This window comes from Ruminococcus sp. XPD3002, from assembly GCA_900119535.1.
Classification (GTDB): Bacteria; Bacillota; Clostridia; order Oscillospirales; family Ruminococcaceae; genus Ruminococcus; species Ruminococcus flavefaciens_H.
The window spans coordinates 86646-109437 of record FPJT01000005.1 but is presented as its reverse complement, the minus strand read 5'-3'; the positions used below and the strand labels follow the sequence as shown (position 1 = coordinate 109437).

Genomic DNA, 22792 nt, shown 5'->3' with positions numbered 1-22792 from the left:
CCCCTTATATCATCTGAAGCCATGTGACCAACTTGGCTTTTTTGCCCATAGGCGCTTGTATTGCTTTCAGATAATTCTTCTTAATGTAATTCTCTATCACTTTGCGTATCTCGGAGAACTGCTCCTCATTAGCGTTAAAGGCTCTGCTCTCGTCACGCTCGCATTTGATAGCAGTCCATATCTCATGCAGATCTTCTGTGACTTGCCTGGTTTCAGGATCAACCACATACCAGCGGTAAATGCCGCCTCCGTCTGACCATGTTCCGTCTGCTCTCTTGGTAGGCAATTCATAGCAGAAGAAGTATCCCTTCCGTGTTGATGCCATTTTACCGCTGTACATTTTCCTCGGCAGTTCCTTTACCTGTTCAAGATAGTCGGGATTATCTGCTAAGAGCTGCTGATATGCAAGGGCAATTTCTTCCTCTGCGGAAGTACTGCCCTCATAATGTGAATTGAATTCTTTCAGTGCTTCGTATTCATCATCGGGAGTGAGGAGCTTTTCGCCCTCAATGCCGAATGTCTTGGAAATACGGAGCGTTTTCTTTGATACTGTCTTATACAGTGACAAAAGATCTTCCAATTCCTTTGGCGGCAGGAAGTTCCAATAATACGCAAAATCTCGGTCTGATTTCAGTTCGGGGTGGTCTGCAAGCAGATGTGCCTCGGTATCTGCGTCACGGCGTCGGTCGATACGACCTATTCTCTGCATAAGCCGAACAGGGTTCCAGTGCAACTCATAGTTTATAAGGCACGATGCGTCCTGCAAGTTCAAGCCTTCTGCAAGTACATCTGTTGCGATAAGTATCTTTATCTCGTCCGTTACCTCTGCCGATGAACAGCCGTTATAATACGGAGCGAAACGCTGTATCATTTCATGGCGGTCACCGGAAGTCTGCCCGTCGATCTCATAAAGATCAGTGAACCCAGCCTTTTGCAATTCACGGTAAATATACTGCGCTGTTGCCTTGTATTCCGTGAAAATGATGACTTTCTTGTTCTGAATGCGTGTATCTTCATGCAGGATGCGCTTTAGCTCCCGTATCTTATCATCGTTTTCGGGCTTGAATTCCATCATATCTTCGATGAATTTGGAAAGCGTGTCCATATCCATCATGGTATCAACAAGCAGGGCGTTTATATCAAAATCATTGACATTAAAGGTCTCCTGCGTATTCCATACATAATCGGGCAGGCTGTCCTCAATATCTTCAATAGAGGTCTGATTCAGCGCGGCATATTCTTCCGCATACCGCAGTATTTCTTCCTGCTCAGCCTGTTTCCTCTCAACACGGCGCTTACTGCTGGCATCAATGTCCTTATAGTCGTTCAGGAACTTATTCAGGCGGATATAGATTTTTATACAGGTCTCCTTAAATGCTTCGATAGAGCTTTCAAATCGTTTCAGGAGCAAAATGCGGATAAGGTTTACTACCTGCTGCTGACGACCGGTTACCATCTCGTCCATCTTGGACTTGTCCCCGATGAAATAATCATCACTGTACGGCGAATAGATAGCAAGGGACAGAATGGTTATCGTCTTTCCGTTCTTATCCTTACGGTCAAAGGATTCCTTGAAGTCCTTTATCAGCCTGCCATATGATTTTTCAAGGGAATAGTTTGCTACGGTAGGTGGCATTCTGTTGGAGAATAATACTCCGTTGCCTTGTTCATTCAACAGACTTCGCTTGACATAAGCACGGCTTCTCTGTACAACAAGTTCGGTAACAAGTTTATCAGCACGGATAATATCTCCCGATATATCAAGAGAATCGCTTATCGCAGTCCCCGATACTTGATCGAGCTGCTTTTCCATCTTTTTGAAGTGTCCTGCAAGGCTGTGTATGCCCAGCGGAGCGGAAGCAAAGTAGTCCTCCTGCCTGTGGGTAAACAACTCAATAAGATGCTGTAAATCGAGGAAACTGTTATTGATCGGTGTGGCTGTTAGCATAAACATCTGCTTTTTACAGCCTGCCTGCATCATATCAAACAGCTTTCTGTATCTGTTGGAGGAACGGTTGCGGAAATGATGTGCTTCATCTATGATAATAATTTCCGCCTGCTGTGCGATCTGATTCATTAGATTCTGATTTTTATCAAGCAGCAGATCGGTATGGTTGATGATCTTGAATGGATAGAAGCCCTCCAGAATCTCAGGGATAAGTCGTTTTATCGTTACTTCCCATACGGATACCCTTGCAGATGCAGGGACGATAAGAACAACATTTTTACGTTCTTTCTTTACAAAACGCTCTATCAGCATCATGCCAACATAGGTTTTGCCCAGACCTACTCCGTCACACAGGAAAGCTCCAGAATAATGCTCGGCTATCTGTATCAGGCTATTGTAGCCGTCTTTCTGATACTGCGACAAGCCCTTATACACGACCGATTCATTTTCTTCCCATTCGGATACTGTTTCCTCATGGCTCTTGAAATACTCATACATAGAGCGCAGATAAACATCATAAGGACTGAACTCACGGCAGTGCATCTCCATTACCTTCAACACAGCCTCGGTAATATCCGTGCCGTTCTGCCAATGTTCATCAAACCACTTCTGAAGCTGTTCAACTTCATCTTTTACCTGAACATTCAGCTCGATATTCTGTGTCAGTCCTGCCTTAGTAAAGTTGCTTGAACCGACCAGGGCATAGCCCGAAGGAACATTCATAGCGGAAATGAACTGATCTCTGTATTCATCACGGAAATAAGTGATATATCACAATATCCCTGAATGAGGTCGCAGACTTCGGAGCGGAGATCACGATCTTTGTTTTTCTGTTGCCGTTGGCGGAACTGATACGCTGAACAGTTCTTCGGATATGCAGTATCTTGTTCCGAAAGTCCACATCTTCCCATTTCAGCCCACAAAGCTCACCGATACGCAGTCCCATAAAAAGTGACAGCAGGATACCGAAAGCAGTCAGCGACATATTAGCTTTCAGATATGAAACGAGCTTTTTCTGCTCTGTATCGCTGATCTTCTCAACCTGCTTTCTTTCGGCTTTAGGAAGAACGACATTTTTTAGCGATAATCTGAAGCCGTACTCCTCCTGTACATATTTCAGCATTGTTTTGAAAACAGTAAATATATCCCTCACATAGCTTGCAGATAGCCCGTCTGCGAGCTTTTTGTTTATAAAGGCATTGATCCTGCCTGCGGTCAGGTCTGCACACGGAATATCCCCGAATTCGGGCAGAATGTGCTTTTCAAACTTATTATGGTAATTGGCAAGTGTGGATTCCTTGACACGGTTTACCACAGCATTCAGCCATTCCCGATACACTTTACCAACAGTGATATATCTGCCCGAAAGATAGCGTGTGGCTATCTCATGCCCTATCAGCACCTTGTTTTCGGCTTCTTCGTAGGTCTTGCCATAAACATAGTGATACTGTGCTTTGCCGTTATCGGCGTATTCAGCGATGAACTTCCCGACATACCGCCCGTCTTTACGCTTTGTAATAGTTATACCTGTTTTCTCCATTCAGTAGCCCTCCAACGCCCTCAGAATAGCAATCTGCACATCTGAGTCAGTTCTCTTGTATACAATCCGCCGATTTTCAGCCTGATACTTGAAAATCCCCGAAAAATCCTGTATAATATCATTATGGGATATTATGTCTTTCAAAGCAAATACCTGTTAAAATATGCGGATTTCGTAAAAGTATCTATTTTGAGAAATCGGCTTTTCTGTATTATAGAGCACCTGCGCGCAGGTCTTGCGCTGTAAGCGCGCTGAATGTGTGAAAAAGGCTCCCTACGATCATGTAGAGAGCTTCATAAACGTAATTAAGGCTCCCAGAATACTCTGAGAGCCTTGTTATTTCACATATATATAAATGGATCGATTGCTTTATCAGAAAAGCTGACCTGAATCAACGTCCACTTTAACAGCAAACCTATTCTGGAAGTGCAGTTCCTCAACGATGATAACTACGGTATTATCGGGAGCCTTCCTGAGCGAGCCGACAAATGTTATCTGCACGCCTTTTGAGTAAAGGAAATTCACAGACTTAGCATTATCATCAAAGGCAATGCAGGTAAACGTGTCAGTCTCAACGGTATCAATGCCAATTCGTTTCGGCTGGTCAACAGCGATACTGAATTTGCAGAAGCTGTAATTATCCTCAGTTACAACGGTCAGATCGGTGGTGATACGTCCTGTCATCATTATTTTGTTCAGCATAGTCTACTACTCCTTTCAGTCTTCGTCCGAACACTCATCCAGACCATGAATAAGCTGAATGTATACGCATTCTGCTCGGTCGTGTTCATCTCCATCGGTGGACATCATAAGTTCAAGGAAGTATGCCTTAGCTTGTTCGTAGTCATTCCAGACCTCACGCTTACTGTTGCATACGGTAGTGACTTTGTTTGATCTCGGCATTGCCAATTCAGGTGTTTTCAACATAGCTGTTACCTCCAGAAGTTTTATTGTGACTCCATTATATCCGATAAAACTACCGGAGTCCAGCAAATTGAAATGATTGTAATAATTCTTGTGAAATGCGCAGCAAAATGTGGATTTTCCCCAGTGCATTGCGCTGTTATTTGATTGACTTTTTGACGGATATAGGGTATAATATAGAAAATAACTTACTTTCATTTTTCAATGATAGCCGCCATTCATAATGATATAAATATTTTTTCTCCAAAGAACTACAAAAATCAATTGGGACAATATAAAGCAAATATGTTTGGTATGTAGGAGTGATTTATATGTTAAAAGATATTAAGTTTACTGGTGGCTTTTTTGATGAAGAAAAGCAACTGGAATTATTCAAAAGTGGAGAAAGATTATCAATATTATACGGAAAAAATGGTTCTGGAAAAAGCACATTATCTAAAGCAGTTCTTAAGGCAATAGGAAAAGATGCAGATGATATAATTCAAGCAACATTATATACGGAAGACGGTAGTGTTTTCTCAGATACACAATTGGTTCGTGTCTTTAATGAAGATTATATAAACTCTCATGTAAAAATACGCAGTGATGGATTAAATACTATTGTTTTACTTGGAGAATTAGGTGATCTGGAAGATAAGATTTTAGATTTAGAATTAAAGCTGGAAGCCGAAACCAAAAGAAAAGATGAACGAGAAGAACAAGTTGTTATATTCACAGATAGAAACAGCCCAAAATCTCCTTCGTATTTCAAATTTAAAATCAACTTAGATTTATCTGAAGATGGTCACTGGGCTGAGAGAGAAAAATGGATTAATGATGGTAAGCGTAAAGCTAGTGTTACAGATGGTGTAATTGATACAATAATCTCACTAAATCCAAGCGGATCATTATCGCAACTGAGGAAAGATTATGACGAAAAGCTTGAACTATTAAATCAAGTTAGAAAAAACGCTGCTGCCAAGTTACATGATACTGTAAAACTCAATGTTAATTATGATGAAAATGAATTATTGGCTCTTTTAGCTCAAAAGGTTGAAAGTCCAACTCTAAATGAACGAGAACAATACTTAATCCAGCTTATTGATGACGGTAAAATGGATCAGATAAATGAAATGAGAATCGTTTTTTCTAAAGAAAAAACTACTAAATGTCCCTTTTGTTTCCGTGATATTTTGAGAGAAGAAAAACAAAGCTTGATTAAAAGCATTGAAAAAGTCTTATCAAAAGAGATTGATATACATGAGAACAAACTTAAGCAATGTATTATTTCAGAGATAACAGTAGATTTATCAGATTATGATATTTTGAATTCAAAAAAACACAGAGAGTGTCAGAAACTAATTGAGGAAATAAATCATGAAATATTCAAAATTCGTGAGATAGTGCTGAAAAAGATACATCATCCATATACCCCTATCCTTGATTTTTCTTGTGACTTAATAGAAAAACTCGAACGCTATGAAATAGCACGAAAACAACTGCAAGAAGAAGTTGATGCATATAATAATGCCGCTAAAAGAATTACTTCTTTAAAGATAGATCTTACAAATGACAATAAAGCAATCGCTCACTATGAAGTAGCTAATTTGATTGACCTTTGGAAGGAAGCCTTAGAAAATCAAAAGGAAGCTAATAACGCACTTAAGGAGTCAGAAGATAGGATAAAAGATTACAATGATCAACTAAATGTATTACGTTCGAGAAAGAAGAACATAAATATCGCTGTAAACCTAATTAACAAAAGCTTAAGATATGTTTTTTTCTCAAAAAATAGATTGGAAATCAAAGTTGAATCTGAAAAATATGTGCTTTACGCACATGGAAAATCTGTAAAACCGTCTAATGTTTCGGTTGGTGAAAGAAATATTATTGCTCTTTGCTATTTCTTTACAGAATTGCTAATCAATCAGGAAGCTAAGGATGGTTATGCAAAAAGAATAATTCTTTTTATAGACGATCCCGTGTCAAGCTTTGATTTTGAGAACAAAGTCGGCATTATGTCTTTGCTTAAAGCAAAAATTGCAGATATTATAAAATCAAACGAAGAAAGTCAAGTTATGATATTAACACACGACATACAATGCATGTATGATTTGCAAAAAATCGGCGATGAAGTATGTGAAGAATACAGGAATGAGAGTAATGGACAGAAGAAAACGGCGTATTCTTGCAAAGAACTCAAGGATAAAAATATCATTCAATTTAGCATTAAGAATAGAAATGAATATTCCGAATTATTAAAAATAGTTTATGACTATGCTTGTGGTGATACCGTTGGTTTAGATTTAACTGTAGGAAATTCCATGAGACGTGTTTTAGAAGCCTTTTCGACGTTCATGTTCAAAAAAGGAATTGCAAATATATCATATGACGAAGCAATTTTAAAGCAAATTGGTGACACAGATTATATCGAATATTTTAAAAATCTGATGTATAGGCTTGTTCTTAATGGTGATAGTCACATGGAAGAAAGAACCCTAGGGTTAGAAAACATGGATTATATGACCTTCCTAGATGAAGATGAACGTCAAAGAACAGCACAAGAGGTTCTATGCTTTCTGTATTTGTTGAATGCTCAACACGTCTTAGCTCATTTAACAGGGAAAAAAGATGTAAAACAAAATATTCAGAAATGGTGTTCAGAAATAAAAGGATTTTGTGAAACTACAAAATAATTATATGTTTTGATATTATAAAAGGGTTAAGTGCTCTCATAATCGAATAACTGCCAATTTCTCTTTATATCATACCTTTATCTCCCCATTACATATCGCCGCATACACATCTTCCGGTATCATCGGCGAGCATATCTCTGCAAGCAATTTTTCATCTATCTCGCCTGTCTCAGCATACTGCTTTCCGGCCTGCTTCACAAGCTCCAGTCTCGGCACAGTTACCTCTGCCGCTTCGTGAGCATTGAACATCGGACTTTCGGGGACGGTAATGATAGTATGGTTGTTCGGGAACATCAGCTTAAACTGCATGACTGAAGGCTCGAAATTCTGCTTGCTGTTCGGAAATCCGCAGCCGCTTATCATCATGTATCTAAGGTGCGAAAAATCCGCCTGTCCGACGTGAACATACCTGTCGCCCTGCTTCTTCATCGCCATACTTGAAAGCGGCATCGTGCGGTCAGCAAAAGCCTTCAAAGACGCAGGCATTCCGTAGCAGTAAAGCGGGTAGCTGAACAGCAAAAGATCGCTCTCCAAAGCTTCGTCGAGAAGCTCTTTCATATCGTCATTATGGATACACTTTCCGCCGTTACGCTTACAAGTGAAACAGCCTGTGCAATATTCGATATGCTTGTCGATAATATCAACGATGTGGACTTCCTGCGGAGCAGCTTCTTTCATGCCGTCAAGGAACGCCCGTGTTATGTGCATCGTGTCGCTTCTCTCACGCTTGGGACTGCCATTCAGAACAAGTATTTTCATAGTGATCTTTCTCCTTCCACTTCTCAGTTTTTCTGCTGATATTTTTATTATAAACCCGTGCGGAAGTCACGTCAATCCACGCTCCGTAGAGTGGATAATTCCATTAATCTTTCTTGTTCAGAATCGGGGGCTTGGGGGCGTGACCCTCAGCAAGCAATGCAAGGCGTTTTCACGATTCTTGTGGGAACGAGTTGCCGTTGTAGCTTTCCTAAATGGATAAAAGTCCGAAACAGCCTAATATCAACATTGATGAGCCATATCACGAGAATTCTCATGATATGGCTATCTTTGGCGCTTTAGCGTAACTAAACCCCCAGTTCTACTGGGGGAATAAAAAAGCTTTAGTAAAAGCTTAAAAATAACCTCCAAGTATGGTAGAATAGTAAAGGTTTGGCGACCGCATTACTATCTGAGATACAAGGAGGTTATTAACAATGAAAAATGAAATAAAGCATACAACCCACTTCACATACAGATGTCAGTATCACATAGTGTTTGCGCCGAAATACAGAAGAAAAGCTATATATGGACAGTTGAAGGCAGATATAGGGCAGATACTCAGAAAGCTGTGCGAACAAAAAGGAGTAGAAATAATAGAGGCAACAGCAATGACAGATCATATACATATGCTGGTAAGCATTCCGCCGTATTTAAGTATAGCACAATTCATGGGATATCTCAAGGGGAAAAGTACACTAATGATATTCGACAGACACGCAAATTTGAAGTACAAATATGGAAGCCGACATTTCTGGTGCAGAGGATATTATGTGGATACAGTAGGGCGTAACGAAAAAGTTATACGAGAATACATAAAGAATCAAACAGAAGAAGATTGCATGGCAGATCAGCTAACATTCAAAGAGTACATTGACCCGTTTACGGGTAGTAAGAATAAGTAAGCAAAAAGAAACAGCCGCTTGAAGCGGCTGCTCGAGATAGTAATGCAATGTCAAACCTTCAGTGCCCACTTTAGTGGGTGAGCCTGTATTCGCCCCTTTTAGGGGCTGTGCAAACCACCACTTCAGTGGTGGTTATGATTTTTCAAAATGCTTGCTTTTTCTTCCATAATGATGTATAATGTATACAATTATAGTACATATGAGGTGGATAATCATGACCGATATGCAACCCAAGAAAATGATCATACTCGATATTCTGGATATCCTGAGAAAGCACACCGACGAAGACCACAGGCTTTCACAGCATCAGATACAAAACTTGATGGAATCTGAATACGGAATGAAAGTTGATCGAAAAACGGTCCGGCGCAACCTTTCCAAGCTGATGGAGTATGGATTTCCGATCAAATATCGTGGCAGCGACTTTGAAGAAGATGCTATCATCCGAAACAGCAAAAACGGCGAAGAAACAATACTGACCGACTGGTATTACGTTCACAAGTTTATGAACGGCGAACTGCGGCTGCTCATCGACAGCGTTCTGCTGACAGACGGACTCTCGAAAAAAGACCGTTTGAGTCTGATCCACCGCCTGGAAGGATTGTCGAGCAAATATCTCCATTCTGAAATATCCAAGATCGACATGGATATTTACGGAAAAGTTCTGAATAGGGAAATCTTGATGACGCTTGAAAATATCGGCAGCGCCATAGCAGACGGCAGACAGATATCCTTCCATTACTGCGAATGCGGACTTGACGGAAAACTGCATTTCAGACTCGACAGCAGCGGAAAAAAGAAACAGTATACCGTCAATCCCTATCAGGTGATCTCTCAGAATGGTCATTCCTATCTGATATGCAATCTTCCGCCGTATGATGATCTGACGCATTTCCGGATCGACCGCATCAAGGATTGTCAGGTGCTTGACACACCTTCTAAATCTTTGCGTATGCTGAAAGGCTTTGAAACCGGTATCCGGCTCTCGGAATATATCAAGGCGCACCCGAATCTCTGGAGCGGAGAACCGGTACATATAGCATTCCAATGCAAGCAGTATATGATGAATGATGTTGCTGACAGCTTCGGCACAGATCTCCGCATTGAGAAACTGCCTGACGAAATGATGAAGGTTCATGTTTATGCAAGCGAAAGCTCAATGCTGCACTGGGCAATTCAGTTTGCGGATGCGGTTGAGGTGCTGTCTCCGCAAGGCCTGCGTGAGAAGATCGTCGAAACTCTGAGAAATGCTCTTGAAAGATATGAGCAGTAATAAAGGATATTATTAACACATTTTAATGTGGTGTAATAACAAGGAGGAAATATTATGAGCAAATCAATAACAGAAGAAATGGTGAAAGATGTCATTAAAGAATGGGCAAGAAATAAAGCCGAAAATGGGGAGATCATATTCGATGAAACATTTTGCGGCGGTAAATTCGTTCGTTATAAAACTGATAAAATGACATCATTGATCCCTGATAATATTGAAGGAAAGTTAAGTGGATGGAAACGTCCTGATCATTACGCATATGAGATCGAGTGCAACCAGACGATATTAAATCTCATGCTTACATTCAGCTATACCAATATTTCTGATGAGACTAAGAAGATCTGCGAAAAACTATGGAACAATTTTAAGATGATGCCCAAAATGGATACTGAGAATTCCGGCGATAATTATTTCAGGCTGTGCATATATGATGCCAATATCAAGGAATATAACGAGAAAGAGATATATGAGGCAATGGACAAACTGTTTTATCAAATGAAAGGCTACGAAGAGTTCATTTGCTATAAGCTTCAAGAAGGAAAAATATAATTATAGATCAATACAAAACGCCCTTTTAACTTAGGGCGTTTTTGGTACATAGGTAATGATATAATATAATCACAAAAGGAAAGCACAGTACAGCAAATGGCATACTGCATATTTTAGATGATACTTTTTTGTACAAAAGGGAGAATTTTCTTTTGAGTCGCCCACATCTTCGGAATTAAGATTCTTTGTGTGCTATAATGGCAGCATAAAGAAAAGCGCTTTTTTCAACAGGAGGTACTTATATGGAAAAGAATATGTCTCAACTCATTTCGGTTGAAGAAATGCTCGATGCTCTTTTTGACAGGGCTGATACTTCTGAAAACAGACTGGTCTGCTGTAAATGTTTTGTTGAGAACAGGAAATACATCGTTGCAATGTCTCTCTCTAATTCTTCTGCCAATGTATTCATTTATAATACAGAAGATAATACGTATTTCATAGCTGCAATCGCTTCAAGTGAAGAATGGGACGACGCTGACAAAAGGATTTCTGATTTTTTTGACTGCTCCAATCAAAACGGACTTACCATCTCAGAATATGCTGAGAATTGGTACAGCCGTTTGGAGCCTAACAGCAACATTATTTCAAATTCAATCAAACAAAAACGTAGTTTTTTCACTTGCTGCTACCCTGAAACCTTCGAGGATCATTATAATCCTATGGACGAAACAGGCGAAATAGTGCTCCTAATCACCGAATTTTCGGATGATTTTTCAAGCGTACACTTTTATGTTCACTTTTTAGGTACGGATACTGCTTTTTTGCTGAGCGAAGACACGAATTCTCCTGATTTAGTTTGGAATCTCTATTGTAAATTCTGCGACAATCAGGAAAAACTACAAATCAGAGAAAGAGAAGCCGACAACAAATTTTATCCACAAGATAAATACAGTGCATCCGAGTTTACTCAGGTGAAAGCAAGGTTCTGTGAAGCGATAGGAAGTGCATTCAAAAGCGATATCGGAATATACAGTTTCCGTTTTCGCACGGATGCAGGAAACTATGCGGCATCAGTTGTTGCAGTTTCATCAGAGCTTTGCGAAGTTCGGGTGATGATTCACAACATAGACTCGAATCAGACTTTCTGCAGACAGGTTCCAGATAGCCGATTCTTTGAGGAAATATTCGCTGTTGATCTATTTATAGAATTATTTCCGCAGGAGGCTCATGCGCTTTATCAGGAGAAGACATTTGATCCTATGTTTGAGAAGATCAAAGAACAGATCACCGATATTCTTGATAAAGCTCGTCAGGGATGTACTTCAAGCTGCAGCTTTCATTGCTGGAATAAGGATATTCCTGAATTGGGAGAAAAGTATTCAGCAGATGCTGTTTTGGAGCAAGACAGTAATTTGATACATCTGACTGTCAAATGTCCATCCAAGAAAAAACTATCATATGAGCGAACTGTCAAGATCGGCGAACTGTATGATGAGATCCTAAGCGAGCTTTATCGGTTTCTGTATCCGAACAGGATTGCACTGCTAACAGAGGATATTCCCACAGAATAATAAGCAATGTTGGACAACGATAGATTCAGGAGGAATGTTTATGTATCAGTACACTTGCGATTCAAAGTATTGTGCCACCTGTTCCTGCTGGTCAGGTGAGCGGAAGATCTGCGATCATTTCGGCTCAAGACTTGAGGTCAGCAGCCCGATGGCTACAGGCAAATGCATGAACCGGAAGTCAGGCTGTTTCCAGCAAACCAAGCAGGCAAACGGCGGATGCTCTGCACATGAGAAGTGGGGAGCGTTGAGGTAATCAACTCGTTTAATATGTTGTGATATACATATCATAGATACCGCCGCTTTTTGGTACATCGAATGTGTTATAATATAGTTACAAAAGGAAAGCACAGTAAAGCAATTAGCATACTGCACATTTTCAGCAGTGCTGATTTGTGCAAAAGGGAGAATTTTCTTCTGAGCCGCCCACATCTTCGGAATTTCAATTTTTATATGCTATGATAGAACCGTAAACAGAAATCCTTTCTTATTGTCAGGAGGTAGCATATGGAGTATATTGAGAGAATGCAGTGGATAGAGGCTTGTCAGATGTTCTTTGATGCGTATGCCAAGTTCCAGATTGACGGAACAGAAGCACATTGGTACGAGTGCAACTACAGAAACATCGAGATTGCTTTTATTGACTGCGGTTTCTTTGTGAAAGTACAACTGTATTGTCCGGAGGTGCTCAGAAGTCTGAACGGTTATTATGGCAGGTTAGCAAAAAACACTGAGGAAATAATAAGAATGCTGTATTGGCTTGCGTGGGAGGCAGATAAAAGTAATTCTTACGTTATAAAAACAGCAGATCCCGAAGAAGAGTATCAGCAGCTCAGAAGGATACTGACAGAGAAATACCGTCTGTGTTACGACGCTTATTGGGAGAAGGATCACTGGAAAGAAACAGGCGAGGAAAGAGTGACCATCAAGCTTCACAGCAGAGAGATAGAAGTTCACTTTTCTACCAATGCTATGTGGGAAGGATACATAGACGCTGATCTTTTCTGTTGCAAGACCGACAGACGTTGCTCGACCGTTGTGCCTCAGGAAGAAGAGGAGCCGAAAGAGATCATCAGACTCCTTCAGGATATGGCTTCTGAACCGGAGATCTTAGAGTTCAGCACTGCCGATTCCGAATGGGAGCACGAGCTGATCAGAGATTATCTGGTCAGCAACCGTACAAATGACGGTCTGCTGATCGAGCGTTTTCCGTTTGGCTGGTTTCACAGTTTGAAAGGCGTAGTTTTCAAAGAGCGAATTCTTGTACTTCACAACAGACAGATCAGATTAAAATTCGAGCCTCAGGAAGACACTTTACAGATCATTGTTGATTGCATGGAAACGGGAAAACAATTTACGATGGAACTTCCTAAACGCTGTCGGGAAGTCGAAGAGATTGGAGAAGAACTTGTCTGGAGGATACAAGAACTGGCGTGGGAAGCTGCATAAGAGCTCATAGATAAGGAGGACTAACTATGGCTTGGGATAATCCGAGTGGAATTCTTTCTCCTAACGAGAGAGACAGGCTCAAAAGAGAAGCCGAGATATTCGCAGAGGCTCAGAGAAAAATGCTGAGGGAAGAGGAACAGCGTGCCGCAAAGCAGCGTGAAGCAGAAGAACGCCGCAGAGCTGCTGAGCGTGATAGAGAGGAAAGGACACGCAGAGCGGAAGAACGTAGAGCAAGGTACAGTCAGCCAAGTGTTCAAAACCGTGGAATAGCGATACTGGAGGAACAGCTAAAGGCAACAGAAGAAAAGATAAGAGCCTCTGAGCGTACTCCTGAGGGGATAGTTTATAGGGCTGAAAAAGTCAGATCATCTTATGTTGGCTCACGTGATTATCTCGAGGCAAGATACGGTATCGATGCGTATAAGCATAACCAATACAGGCTCACACGCGGTGGCGGATACAATATCCATAAAATAGAAGAGCTCATTGCAGAAGATTATTCTCCGGACGATCCAAACTGGAAAAGATACGAATGTGCGGAGGTCGAGGCGTTATTGAGCCTGGAGGAGAAACAAAGGGCAGAGTACGAGCCGAAATGCAGAACGCTGATAGATTTCATATCGAAGATCAAGGCTGAGCAAAAGTCTGTAAAAGATGCTGATAGGGAATTGATGGACAGAGCCGAAAAAGTTCGCTCTTCTGAGATCGGTTCGGCTGAGTACCTCATAGCCCGATACGGCGAGCACGCTTATCAGACGATGCTAGATATGGTGATCAAGCAATTAGGGATCACCAAAGATAATGCAAATACTTATCTGTCAGGAAGCTACTCAGAGGACATATGGAGATCATGGGAAGATAAAGAACTCGAACAGCTTTTAGGTAACCGCTGATAGGAGGAATTGGTATGGCAGGTTTTTTTGATTCTATCAAGGTTTCATGGCAGCATTATAAGGAAGAAGAGAAAAAAAGAGACGAGGCATGGCAAAGAAAGTGCATAGAAACACAGGAAAAGGATCGGGCTGCACGACAGAAAGCTGCTGAAGAAGCTGCTAAGAAGGCAAAAGACGAAGAGAATTGTAAACTGATGCGGCAGCAGATAATGCAGCTCAAAGTGAGGCGTGCCGAAAGAGCCGAGTCGTGCGAGATTGGTTCAGATGGGTATCTCAGGGCAAGATACGGCGACTATGCGTATTCTTCGATGCTCAAGGTCGCTGCCAAAGAATTGGGATGCTCCGAGAAAGAAGCAGCCGAATTCCTGACTGAGAATTATTCAGAAGCACTCTGGAAACCATGGGAGGACGAGGACGTAGAGCTCTTTTTAGGGAACCGTTAAAGAAATATACGGCGGTTAACAGGTTGATATGCTCAGAGGAGGGATAAGAAACTAAACTGCTCACATGGAGGGTTTTGTCACGTTCAGTTTGCTATAATCACAAAGTAAAGTATTCCCATACGAATTTTAAGGAGGAAAACATATGCGAGTAACATCATCACAGGCAGCAAAGCTGTTGCGTCAGCTCAACGACGAACTGAGAGCATTGCAGCTCAAAGAGGCAAACTCCAGCAGCTTCGTAGCCGCAATTCAGGAGGATGTCGAATCTGTACGTCCTGCGTACAATTTCAAGGAAATGCGTGATGCTCAGGCAGAGGTTGCGTGTAAGATCCGCAAAGTAAAACACGCAATAAACGTGTTCAACACAACAACGATTATCCCGGATTTTAATATTACGATCGACGAGATGCTTGTATATCTTCCTCAGCTTAATGCGGAATGTGCTACCCTCTCTAAAATGAGAGACGCAATGCCGAAAGTGCGTGTCAATTCCGGTTATTCCGGCGGCGGTAATATCATCGACTATAAGTACGCAAATTACGACATCGAAGAAGTTGGCAGGTATTATACAGATATTGCCGAAACATTGGCAAAAGCTCAGACAGCACTTGATCTGGTCAACAGCACTGTCGAATTTGATATAGATATCTGATGTTCTTTCCGTTTGCGGTTCTCACGCCTCCTTTTGAATATGACTATGTTCATGTTCAAGGTTATCGTTGTCCGTTATTATCTTTCTTTATTGGTTTAGGTCAGGGTTCAATGTTTCTGACTTCCAATGAAAAAATAATTCGGCTGTGAGAACTGTAATAAAAACTTTATCTGTCAGCGGAAGTTCGGTTTCAGGCTGGCATCTTATATGCAGATAGTCTAATTCAAATTCTATTACTTTTCAGGAGGTATAGATTATGTTAAATTACGAAGTTAACAACAAAGGTTACGAGCAGTTCAAAAAGGATCTTCGCAATAACGAAAAGGCGTTTCCATGGTTCAAGGGCGAATTGGAGTTTCAGGATAACTTCAAGGTCAATGTTGACCATGAGACTGCATTGCAACAGATAATAACTATCAACTCAAAGTATTCTACTCATCTCTCATTCGGTAAGTCGTCAGCTCCAGATGAGGGTGGCGAGCTTGCGGATTTTATAGTCAGCGAGAGCTTTCAATCAAGAATAAAAACAACAGACAAAGATGTTGCTGCTGCACTTGTTATAGATTTAGCCAAGGCAGCAAAAACAAGAGGACGTTTTTTGCTTTCTTTTGCATCGAAATACTGTCATCACTGTAATCCTAATATGTTCCCGATATACGACAGGGTTAATGCAGACTACTTAGAGGAGCATTTCTCATATAAAGATGACAAAGATTACAGGAAGTACATAGATGCTTATGCTCGATTCTGTGGAAAAATAGGCGTTTATTTAGAGACAGTTGACGACAAGCAGGAAGGTTTCTACGTTGACAAGTTCATAAACAATATCGACAAGGATGCGAAGTAACGTATAAAAGCTGTCTGTTTCAGGAGGTTCAAATGCGAAATATCGACAAATTCCGTGGCTGCCTCATAGGCGGGGCAGCCGGAGATGCTCTGGGATATGCAGTGGAATTCAAAAGAGAGGATGAGATCTTCTCTGAGTATGGCAAAGATGGCATCACCGAATACGATTTGATATTGGACGATGATGTCGCCGAGATATCGGATGATACACAGATGACGCTGTTTTCGGCGGAAGGTATGCTGCTTGCCGGCAGCAAAAGTAACATTCCCGATTACATAAGCAGCATCAGGGAAATGTACAAGTGCTGGTATCAGACACAGAGCGAAGTATGCCCAGTGCAGGACGAAAAGCATTGCTCACGTCTTATGCGTGTGCCGGAATTGTACCATAGAAGATGTCCCGGAACGACCTGTATGACAGAGATCAAAGCAGGTGCAAACGGAACAGTCGAAGTTCCGATCAACGACAGCAAAGGCTGCGGCGGTGTTATGCGTGTTGCACCGATTGGACTGTATTTCACCGATACTGATATTTCATACGAATACTCCGATATGCTTGCAGCAGAAGCAGCAGCACTAACGCACGGTCACGATCTTGGCTTTATTCCTGCCGCTGCATTGGCGCATATCGTCAGAGCAGTAACAGAAAGCGATATACCGCTCAAAGCTGCCATAAACGATTCTATCGCAGCGATGGAAAAGCTGTTCCCAAAAGCAGAACATATATCCGAATTTACTGCTATCATGCAGAAAGCTGTTCAGCTTGCGGAAACAGGACAGGACAACCTTTCAGCCATACATCAGCTCGGTGAAGGCTGGGTAGCCGAGGAAACGCTTGCAATCGCTGTTTACTGCGCTTTGAGGTACGAGAACGATTTTGATATGGCGCTGAGAACTGCTGTGAATCATAATGGCGACAGTGATTCCACCGGAGCAGTCTGTGGAAACATCCTCGGAGCATATATAGGCTACAATGCTATCCCGCAGAAATACAAGGAGCGTTTGGAGCTGCACGATCTGATTGTTAAGGTAGCTGATCATCTATGTGATAAAAGCTGATAAACCACCAATACCATATGTGTGCTCTGCAAAGAACGGAGGTTTGCTATGCGAGTATATGATCATTTCCCAAATCCTGATTGCAAAGGCTATACGATCCTCAATGTCCACGGCTATCATGGCAGTCCGAAAAACAGTGCTTACACAGCACTGCATGAGATTGGATATGAAAACATCATTTCACCATCTATTGATTATGACAGTGAGGAGCCAAGCAACATTATTGGTACGCTTAATATGCTACGTGTGCAGTACAAAGCGGATATGATCGTTGGCACAAGTCTGGGGGGATTCTATGCGGCTGTGCTGTCTGCACGTCATGACCTGCCGGCAATGCTTGTCAATCCGTGCCTGACACCATTTCTTCTGGATATACTGTCTAAATTTAAAACTCGTCCGCTTGTGAAGCTTTTTGGTGAACTGGCAAAGATAGACTCTTCCAACGTGAGCTGCATTGTTGGAGATGATGATGAGGTACTCGGCGATCACGCATTTACAGAGAAGCTGCTTGGCAATTCACGCTTTCGCAGAATCGAAGGCGGAAAGCATTCAGGCGCTACACTTCCGCTAAAAGCATATTTCTCAGAAATGCTCGATTATTACACGAATACGCTTCCATTGAGAGATGACGCTCTGAGCATACCGCCTGATATATTATAAGAGTATAGCGGTTATGGCACAGGTCATCCTGTTAACACGTTAAAGAACAACTGATCGGAGGTCGAACTATGTCCGATAACAAAAATGGCAGCAAATACACATTCGACAGCTTTGCAGTTACCGATGCAAACCGCACAGCATTTGAGAAAGCAAAGCAGTTTGCCGAAAATGCGGATTCTGAGCCCTTAGCAATATTCGGCGGTACAGCAACCGGCAAGACACATCTGCTCTATGCTGTTAAAAATGCAATCGAGCAGAATTCACCTGATCTCAAAGTCATTCTCACCACAACGGCTGATATGGTATCCACTCTTACAAGTACTATCAGTAATGGCGGTACAACAGAGCAGTTCCGTGAGAAGTACTTGCAAGCAGATGTGCTTCTGGTAGATGATATACAGGAACTTGCAGGAAAAGAGAAAACACAGGACGAGCTGCTTCTTCTTTTCAATGCGTTCTGCGAATCCGGCAAGCGTTTCATGATGACTTCTTCTCAGAAGGAAGCAGGATATGGAATTCAGGATAGGCTGGTCATTCGTGAGTTCTGGGGAGATTTTGCAGTCATTACACGGGCGTACATCCATGCACAGTTTGAATCCAACGCAGAGCGCATCAATCAGCGAAAAGATTTACTGCACAAATCAGAGCAGTTTTGCTGGAATTTAATGCATGATGCAGATTTCGATATTGATGCATTCAAGGCGTATTACAAAGAAGTCTGGGCGTATTTCAGCCGGTATATCGGATTGTTCGATGCTGACCGTGAGGATCTCAAAATCGTATGCTACCTGAACCGTATGGATACATTGCTGCATTGCAAAACGCCGGTCGGTCTGAAATCATGTGAATGGAATACTTGTATTCTGTTTATGCACGCACTCATCTATACGATCTCTTCATACGATATGATACCGTATCTAGGTGGATTTTGCGGCAACGGTGTGCTGTCCATACCTATGCTGCATCACGCTGGATATGATAGAATTGAGATAACGATAGACGAATTTGAGGAGGAGTTCAATAAATTCTGTGAAGGCTATCAAAGAAGCCGTCGCAGTGTACGCAGGCTGCACTGGCGTTTTGATTGATGTGAGGAGGTGCTTATGACTGTATCTGTCTATTCCAGAGAAGCGATCGAACAAATCATTGCGGACGGCTCTTTTCCGGAGAACACTGCTGTCATCAGCTTTTGTGACCCGGAACTGAAGCATATCGACAAAGACTATTCCCGTGTCGATTACAGCAGCGCCCGCGCCGATGTGTTCTATTGCGAGGTGGACGATCTTGACCTCGACTATCTGCCGGAAAAGGGATATACCTACGATAGCTTCTTCCCCGAAGTGCCGGATCTTGCAGAGTATATCAACAAAGCATTCCGTGACGGTAAGAATATCATCTGTCAATGCGAATACGGTCAAAGCAGAAGTGCGGGGTGTGCAGCGGCGATACTGGAGCATTTTTACCGCCGGGGAATTGACATATTCGCTGATTACAAGTATTACCCGAATCAGGTGGTATATCATAAACTATTTGATGCACTCGAAAAGTATAAGCATTATCACGATAACCGATACTATTACGCTGCTGATGCAGAAACTATAAGGACACACATAGCTAAATTGCAATTGCCAGAAACGCTCCTTGACGGCTATTCGCATGAGAATGGAGATTCAGCTGTTGACCTTAAGTGTGAGCTTGAGAAAGCATTGTCGGAGCGCAGTATGCTGTACCATACTGCCGAGGAGATTATAAACGCTCTGTTGAACAAAAAACAGCCTGTATACGCTTCATTTACAGTAACAAAACCTGTATGTGTACTTGATAGATATTACTTCTGGGATGCATATGCTGTATGCACATATTTCAAGTATGGATGCGAAGTAATACCTGTTGAAATATGGTTCAATAAGTATCGTTCCTCATCAGGAAACATGGTTTGCAAAAGAACAGTGTATACATCCAACCATACATTTGGCGTAAAGCCAATTCGTTCGCTTTCTTTTTTCGGAAAGCTATCATGGGACAGCAAAAGAAAGATGATTGATGCAGTTCCTGTGATAATTACTAATATTCAGTCATAAACAGAAATCAGGGCATTGCCGAATTGCAATACCCTGATTTTTTTATTCATCTTCATCCGAACACTCATCCAGTCCATGAAGTAGCTGAATGTATACGCACTCTGCTCGGTCACGTTCCTCGCCGTCCGTAGACATCATCATTTCAAGGAAATATGCCTTAGCTTCTTCGTAGTCTGTCCAGACCTCATGCCTGCCGTTGCATACGGTAATGACCGTCTGACTTTTGGGCATTGCCAATTCAGGTGTTTTCAACATAGCTGTTTCCTCCAAAACATTATTGTAGATACAGTATATACCATAATAAAGCAGGAGTCCAGCCTATCAGGGGAATTGTAATAATTCTTGTGAAGGGCGCAGTAAAAAGAGGAAAATCCCCGGTGTATTGCGCTATATCATTCAAGCTCTGAATTGCGTCTGTTCCTGCCCTGCCTGCGTTCTCGGCTCTGCTGGGCGGCACGGCGGTTCTGCTGCTGTGTGATGTGTCTCCTGATCTCACGGCTGTATTTGCCCATAACCGCTTCTACTTCAAGCAAATGGTTATACTCCTGAGCCATTGCGTTAAATCTCAGCTTCATGTCATTACTGCGGTCGGTGAGTTGCTTCACTGTCGGAGCTTTATCGTCCTGCTTGTAAGGCACGATATGCTCCCAGATGTAGCTGTTTGTCTGCTCATAGTCATCAATAGCGGCAGCATTTTTCTTCCTGAAACGGCTCTGTTTGAATCCTGTCAGCCCCTTATACTCCTTGTATGTATCAGACAGCTCTTTCAGGTGGTTGATCTTTGCGATAAGCTCATCAATGGCAAGTATCTTTGATTTCAGCTTGCCGAGTTTTTTACCGAGTTCTTCGCGCTTGGTCCAGCCCGTAACGCTGAGAGCGTTGTACTCCGCAAGCGAATGAATGCCAAAACTCTCCATGTCAGCAATAATATCATCACAGATACGCATACCTCTGATGCTTGCCCAGCCGTCAGCTTTTTCTTCTTTTTCAGGTGCATCTGTTTCAGGGGCGGTGATACTGTTTTCCGCTCCGCTGACGATAAAATCATCTGTGGTAATAACTGCTGAATTGGCAGACTTCGGCTCGGCTGTAATAGCTGAGGCTTCGTCTGCTTTGTTCATTGTAAATCGCTGTGCGACAGCAAGAGCATTCTGCATACGCATGATGCTCTCTGTTATAGCTTCGGGAGTATATTCTTCTCCAAGTGTATCTGCTCTTACAAAACGCTCCTTGCCCTGCGGACGGTATTTCAGTTTCACCTTGTTTTCGGGCTTGTAAACATACTCAATATTATGTTCGGTGCATCGGCTGAAAAAATCATCAAGGCTGGTACTCTGCACAATGATCGCTTGGAGTATCTGACGCAGATGCTCTTTCCATGAAATGCCCGACTTTCTCGCTTCATATTCATAGTGAGAAACGCCCTTGCTTTTCGGCTGTTCAATGACAGACAGACCGTTCTCACGGCATATATCATCGGACAGCTTTTGTATCTCTGCCCACGCCCTTTCAGACTTCTTTCCCTGATTATGTTCAGTCTCAAAAGTATAACCTGAGATCATGTTTGTATTATTGAAAACGATGTGGTTGTGAATATGAGAATGATCTATGTGTGTAGCTATCACAAACTGGTACTGCTCACCAAGCAGGCGGTGACATAATTCTTCGCCTATCATCATAGCCTGTTCGGGAGTAACTTCACCGGGCAGAAAGCTCTGGATCAGGTGCTGTGCAAGGGTGGTGCTTCGTCCAGTTCCGACACGCTGTCTGACCTCCCGGAATTGCTCGGCTGCTCGTTCAGGTTTTCCCTCGCACATAAAAGACTGGACAAGTGAATGATCTCCGGTCTTATCGCCGTCAATGATGTATCGGATAGCTGCGCTAACTGTACGCCTGACCGGATGTATTGTAGTGATTGCCAAATATCATCTAACCTCGCTTTCAAATCAGCAATATCATTACCGTAAATGTTGCCCGTACTGTTCGCTCTGTATGCGACCTGATTGATGTTCGCAGCGATGCCCCGAATCTGTTTCATCAGCTCGTTCATCTCGTCCTTATCAAACATCAGAACATAATGAGCTTTCGTACATTCACGGACATAGCTGGACTTCTTCACATGGAGTGCGTCTGCTTGCCTGCATATACGCTCCCATTCAGTATCATTGAAGCGAATATTCAGCGTGTGATCTCTGCACTGATGCCGTCCTTCCAGATACTCCTTTTCGTCCTCAGATAAATCATCGGAACTGACCTCGGAAAGAGCCTTGTCAAGCTCCTCTTTCATACCGTCACGGGTATAGTTGAGAGCAAGCTCCTCGCTGTCCTTGTGACCGTAGTCACGCTTGTAATTCTTTTCGGCTTTTGTCATAAAACCTTCCTTTCGTTCCTGAACGCATCTGCGGTCTTTTTATTTGCGTCAGCAATTCAGAGGGGCTTGGGGAAACGTCCCCAACAAGCATCGTGGATTTGTTCGTGTTTTCCAAAACGCGGCACAATACACCGTGCTTGCTATTTTCTCAGCGGCATTTCACGCCGCTGTCCCTGTCGGTTTCTTTGCCGACTTTTCCTGCGTTATGCAGGAAATCGGAGCTGTGCGACTTTCTCTATTTTTTATGCCATCGATCCATT

23 protein-coding genes are annotated in these 22792 nt (G+C 42.3%); 15 read left to right on the top strand and 8 right to left on the bottom strand.

The window, feature by feature from the left end; genetic code table 11:
- Window positions 1-4: 4 nt before the first annotated feature.
- The 4 genes from BT127_RS06165 to BT127_RS06150 form a co-directional block, all read right to left on the bottom strand.
- A complete protein-coding gene (locus BT127_RS06165) occupies window positions 5-2671 on the bottom strand; it encodes a helicase-related protein (protein WP_075424153.1) in 2667 nt (888 codons plus the stop codon).
- Between the two features lie 28 nt (window positions 2672-2699).
- Complete coding sequence (locus BT127_RS06160; RefSeq protein ID WP_318257176.1) at window positions 2700-3488, bottom strand: tyrosine-type recombinase/integrase; 789 nt, start codon at window positions 3486-3488, stop codon at window positions 2700-2702.
- Window positions 3489-3860: 372 nt separating this feature from the next.
- Entirely contained in the window at window positions 3861-4190 is a 330-nt protein-coding gene (locus BT127_RS06155; RefSeq protein ID WP_075424152.1) for a single-stranded DNA-binding protein, read from the bottom strand.
- Window positions 4191-4205: 15 nt separating this feature from the next.
- Window positions 4206-4415, bottom strand: coding sequence for a hypothetical protein (locus BT127_RS06150; RefSeq protein ID WP_075424151.1), 210 nt, complete (start codon window positions 4413-4415; stop codon window positions 4206-4208).
- 308 nt (window positions 4416-4723) lie between these two features.
- Between BT127_RS06150 and BT127_RS06145 the strand changes: the two genes are divergently transcribed.
- The gene (locus BT127_RS06145; protein WP_075424150.1) at window positions 4724-7087 is read left to right on the top strand and encodes an AAA family ATPase; all 2364 of its coding nucleotides are present in this window, start codon (window positions 4724-4726) and stop codon (window positions 7085-7087) included.
- 69 nt (window positions 7088-7156) lie between these two features.
- Here BT127_RS06145 and BT127_RS06140 read toward each other — a convergent pair whose 3' ends face one another.
- On the bottom strand, window positions 7157-7846 hold the full coding sequence (locus BT127_RS06140) for a flavodoxin family protein (protein ID WP_075424149.1): 690 nt from the start codon (window positions 7844-7846) through the stop codon (window positions 7157-7159).
- A gap of 434 nt (window positions 7847-8280) precedes the next feature.
- On the opposite strand from BT127_RS06140, the gene tnpA reads away from it, so the two are divergent.
- The 14 genes from tnpA to BT127_RS16745 all read left to right on the top strand — a co-directional run bounded on the left by tnpA (window position 8281) and on the right by BT127_RS16745 (window position 20161).
- Window positions 8281-8748 (top strand): IS200/IS605 family transposase, encoded by a 468-nt coding sequence (gene tnpA / locus BT127_RS06135; RefSeq protein WP_075424148.1) that lies wholly within the window; start codon window positions 8281-8283, stop codon window positions 8746-8748.
- A 214-nt stretch (window positions 8749-8962) separates the two neighbouring features.
- The gene (locus BT127_RS06130; RefSeq protein ID WP_075424147.1) at window positions 8963-10021 is read left to right on the top strand and encodes a helix-turn-helix transcriptional regulator; all 1059 of its coding nucleotides are present in this window, start codon (window positions 8963-8965) and stop codon (window positions 10019-10021) included.
- A gap of 54 nt (window positions 10022-10075) precedes the next feature.
- Entirely contained in the window at window positions 10076-10570 is a 495-nt protein-coding gene (locus tag BT127_RS06125) for a hypothetical protein (protein ID WP_075424146.1), read from the top strand.
- A gap of 242 nt (window positions 10571-10812) precedes the next feature.
- A complete protein-coding gene (locus BT127_RS06120) occupies window positions 10813-12081 on the top strand; it encodes a hypothetical protein (protein WP_075424145.1) in 1269 nt (422 codons plus the stop codon).
- Window positions 12082-12121: 40 nt separating this feature from the next.
- A complete protein-coding gene (locus BT127_RS06115; RefSeq protein WP_075424144.1) occupies window positions 12122-12334 on the top strand; it encodes a hypothetical protein in 213 nt (70 codons plus the stop codon).
- A 251-nt stretch (window positions 12335-12585) separates the two neighbouring features.
- Complete coding sequence (locus tag BT127_RS06110; protein ID WP_075424143.1) at window positions 12586-13527, top strand: hypothetical protein; 942 nt, start codon at window positions 12586-12588, stop codon at window positions 13525-13527.
- A gap of 26 nt (window positions 13528-13553) precedes the next feature.
- Window positions 13554-14420: a hypothetical protein gene (locus BT127_RS06105; RefSeq protein WP_075424142.1), complete on the top strand. Its 867-nt coding sequence runs from the start codon at window positions 13554-13556 to the stop codon at window positions 14418-14420.
- Window positions 14421-14434: 14 nt separating this feature from the next.
- The gene (locus tag BT127_RS06100) at window positions 14435-14863 is read left to right on the top strand and encodes a hypothetical protein (protein WP_075424141.1); all 429 of its coding nucleotides are present in this window, start codon (window positions 14435-14437) and stop codon (window positions 14861-14863) included.
- 142 nt (window positions 14864-15005) lie between these two features.
- Window positions 15006-15515: a hypothetical protein gene (locus BT127_RS06095; protein ID WP_075424140.1), complete on the top strand. Its 510-nt coding sequence runs from the start codon at window positions 15006-15008 to the stop codon at window positions 15513-15515.
- Window positions 15516-15771: 256 nt separating this feature from the next.
- Window positions 15772-16362 (top strand): HI_0787 family protein, encoded by a 591-nt coding sequence (locus BT127_RS06090; RefSeq protein WP_075424139.1) that lies wholly within the window; start codon window positions 15772-15774, stop codon window positions 16360-16362.
- 32 nt (window positions 16363-16394) lie between these two features.
- Window positions 16395-17420, top strand: coding sequence for an ADP-ribosylglycohydrolase family protein (locus tag BT127_RS06085; RefSeq protein WP_075424138.1), 1026 nt, complete (start codon window positions 16395-16397; stop codon window positions 17418-17420).
- Window positions 17421-17468: 48 nt separating this feature from the next.
- A complete protein-coding gene (locus BT127_RS06080; RefSeq protein ID WP_075424137.1) occupies window positions 17469-18080 on the top strand; it encodes a YqiA/YcfP family alpha/beta fold hydrolase in 612 nt (203 codons plus the stop codon).
- Window positions 18081-18148: 68 nt separating this feature from the next.
- Window positions 18149-19168, top strand: a complete 1020-nt coding sequence (locus BT127_RS06075; RefSeq protein ID WP_075424136.1) for a DnaA ATPase domain-containing protein — start codon at window positions 18149-18151, stop codon at window positions 19166-19168.
- Window positions 19169-19183: 15 nt separating this feature from the next.
- Complete coding sequence (locus BT127_RS16745; protein ID WP_075424135.1) at window positions 19184-20161, top strand: protein-tyrosine phosphatase family protein; 978 nt, start codon at window positions 19184-19186, stop codon at window positions 20159-20161.
- A 42-nt stretch (window positions 20162-20203) separates the two neighbouring features.
- Here the strand turns inward: BT127_RS16745 and BT127_RS06065 are convergent, their stop codons facing one another.
- The 3 genes from BT127_RS06065 to BT127_RS17415 form a co-directional block, all read right to left on the bottom strand.
- On the bottom strand, window positions 20204-20416 hold the full coding sequence (locus tag BT127_RS06065) for a hypothetical protein (RefSeq protein WP_075424134.1): 213 nt from the start codon (window positions 20414-20416) through the stop codon (window positions 20204-20206).
- Between the two features lie 137 nt (window positions 20417-20553).
- Window positions 20554-21978, bottom strand: coding sequence for a relaxase/mobilization nuclease domain-containing protein (locus tag BT127_RS06060; protein ID WP_175541915.1), 1425 nt, complete (start codon window positions 21976-21978; stop codon window positions 20554-20556).
- On the bottom strand, window positions 21882-22532 hold the full coding sequence (locus BT127_RS17415) for a MobC family plasmid mobilization relaxosome protein (RefSeq protein ID WP_075424132.1): 651 nt from the start codon (window positions 22530-22532) through the stop codon (window positions 21882-21884). The genes BT127_RS06060 and BT127_RS17415 overlap by 97 nt, the downstream gene beginning before the upstream one ends.
- Window positions 22533-22792: the final 260 nt, after the last annotated feature.

What these genes read in the sequence shown, in the direction of transcription:
- BT127_RS06165 (WP_075424153.1), bottom strand. Translation starts at nt 2,671, where the DNA reads ATGAATGTTCCTTCGGGCTATGCCCTGGTCGGTTCAAGCAACTTTACT.
- BT127_RS06160 (WP_318257176.1), bottom strand. Translation starts at nt 3,488, where the DNA reads ATGGAGAAAACAGGTATAACTATTACAAAGCGTAAAGACGGGCGGTAT.
- BT127_RS06155 (WP_075424152.1), bottom strand. Translation starts at nt 4,190, where the DNA reads ATGCTGAACAAAATAATGATGACAGGACGTATCACCACCGATCTGACC.
- BT127_RS06150 (WP_075424151.1), bottom strand. Translation starts at nt 4,415, where the DNA reads ATGTTGAAAACACCTGAATTGGCAATGCCGAGATCAAACAAAGTCACT.
- BT127_RS06145 (WP_075424150.1), top strand. Translation starts at nt 4,724, where the DNA reads ATGTTAAAAGATATTAAGTTTACTGGTGGCTTTTTTGATGAAGAAAAG.
- BT127_RS06140 (WP_075424149.1), bottom strand. Translation starts at nt 7,846, where the DNA reads ATGAAAATACTTGTTCTGAATGGCAGTCCCAAGCGTGAGAGAAGCGAC.
- tnpA (WP_075424148.1), top strand. Translation starts at nt 8,281, where the DNA reads ATGAAAAATGAAATAAAGCATACAACCCACTTCACATACAGATGTCAG.
- BT127_RS06130 (WP_075424147.1), top strand. Translation starts at nt 8,963, where the DNA reads ATGACCGATATGCAACCCAAGAAAATGATCATACTCGATATTCTGGAT.
- BT127_RS06125 (WP_075424146.1), top strand. Translation starts at nt 10,076, where the DNA reads ATGAGCAAATCAATAACAGAAGAAATGGTGAAAGATGTCATTAAAGAA.
- BT127_RS06120 (WP_075424145.1), top strand. Translation starts at nt 10,813, where the DNA reads ATGGAAAAGAATATGTCTCAACTCATTTCGGTTGAAGAAATGCTCGAT.
- BT127_RS06115 (WP_075424144.1), top strand. Translation starts at nt 12,122, where the DNA reads ATGTATCAGTACACTTGCGATTCAAAGTATTGTGCCACCTGTTCCTGC.
- BT127_RS06110 (WP_075424143.1), top strand. Translation starts at nt 12,586, where the DNA reads ATGGAGTATATTGAGAGAATGCAGTGGATAGAGGCTTGTCAGATGTTC.
- BT127_RS06105 (WP_075424142.1), top strand. Translation starts at nt 13,554, where the DNA reads ATGGCTTGGGATAATCCGAGTGGAATTCTTTCTCCTAACGAGAGAGAC.
- BT127_RS06100 (WP_075424141.1), top strand. Translation starts at nt 14,435, where the DNA reads ATGGCAGGTTTTTTTGATTCTATCAAGGTTTCATGGCAGCATTATAAG.
- BT127_RS06095 (WP_075424140.1), top strand. Translation starts at nt 15,006, where the DNA reads ATGCGAGTAACATCATCACAGGCAGCAAAGCTGTTGCGTCAGCTCAAC.
- BT127_RS06090 (WP_075424139.1), top strand. Translation starts at nt 15,772, where the DNA reads ATGTTAAATTACGAAGTTAACAACAAAGGTTACGAGCAGTTCAAAAAG.
- BT127_RS06085 (WP_075424138.1), top strand. Translation starts at nt 16,395, where the DNA reads ATGCGAAATATCGACAAATTCCGTGGCTGCCTCATAGGCGGGGCAGCC.
- BT127_RS06080 (WP_075424137.1), top strand. Translation starts at nt 17,469, where the DNA reads ATGCGAGTATATGATCATTTCCCAAATCCTGATTGCAAAGGCTATACG.
- BT127_RS06075 (WP_075424136.1), top strand. Translation starts at nt 18,149, where the DNA reads ATGTCCGATAACAAAAATGGCAGCAAATACACATTCGACAGCTTTGCA.
- BT127_RS16745 (WP_075424135.1), top strand. Translation starts at nt 19,184, where the DNA reads ATGACTGTATCTGTCTATTCCAGAGAAGCGATCGAACAAATCATTGCG.
- BT127_RS06065 (WP_075424134.1), bottom strand. Translation starts at nt 20,416, where the DNA reads ATGTTGAAAACACCTGAATTGGCAATGCCCAAAAGTCAGACGGTCATT.
- BT127_RS06060 (WP_175541915.1), bottom strand. Translation starts at nt 21,978, where the DNA reads ATGTGCGAGGGAAAACCTGAACGAGCAGCCGAGCAATTCCGGGAGGTC.
- BT127_RS17415 (WP_075424132.1), bottom strand. Translation starts at nt 22,532, where the DNA reads ATGACAAAAGCCGAAAAGAATTACAAGCGTGACTACGGTCACAAGGAC.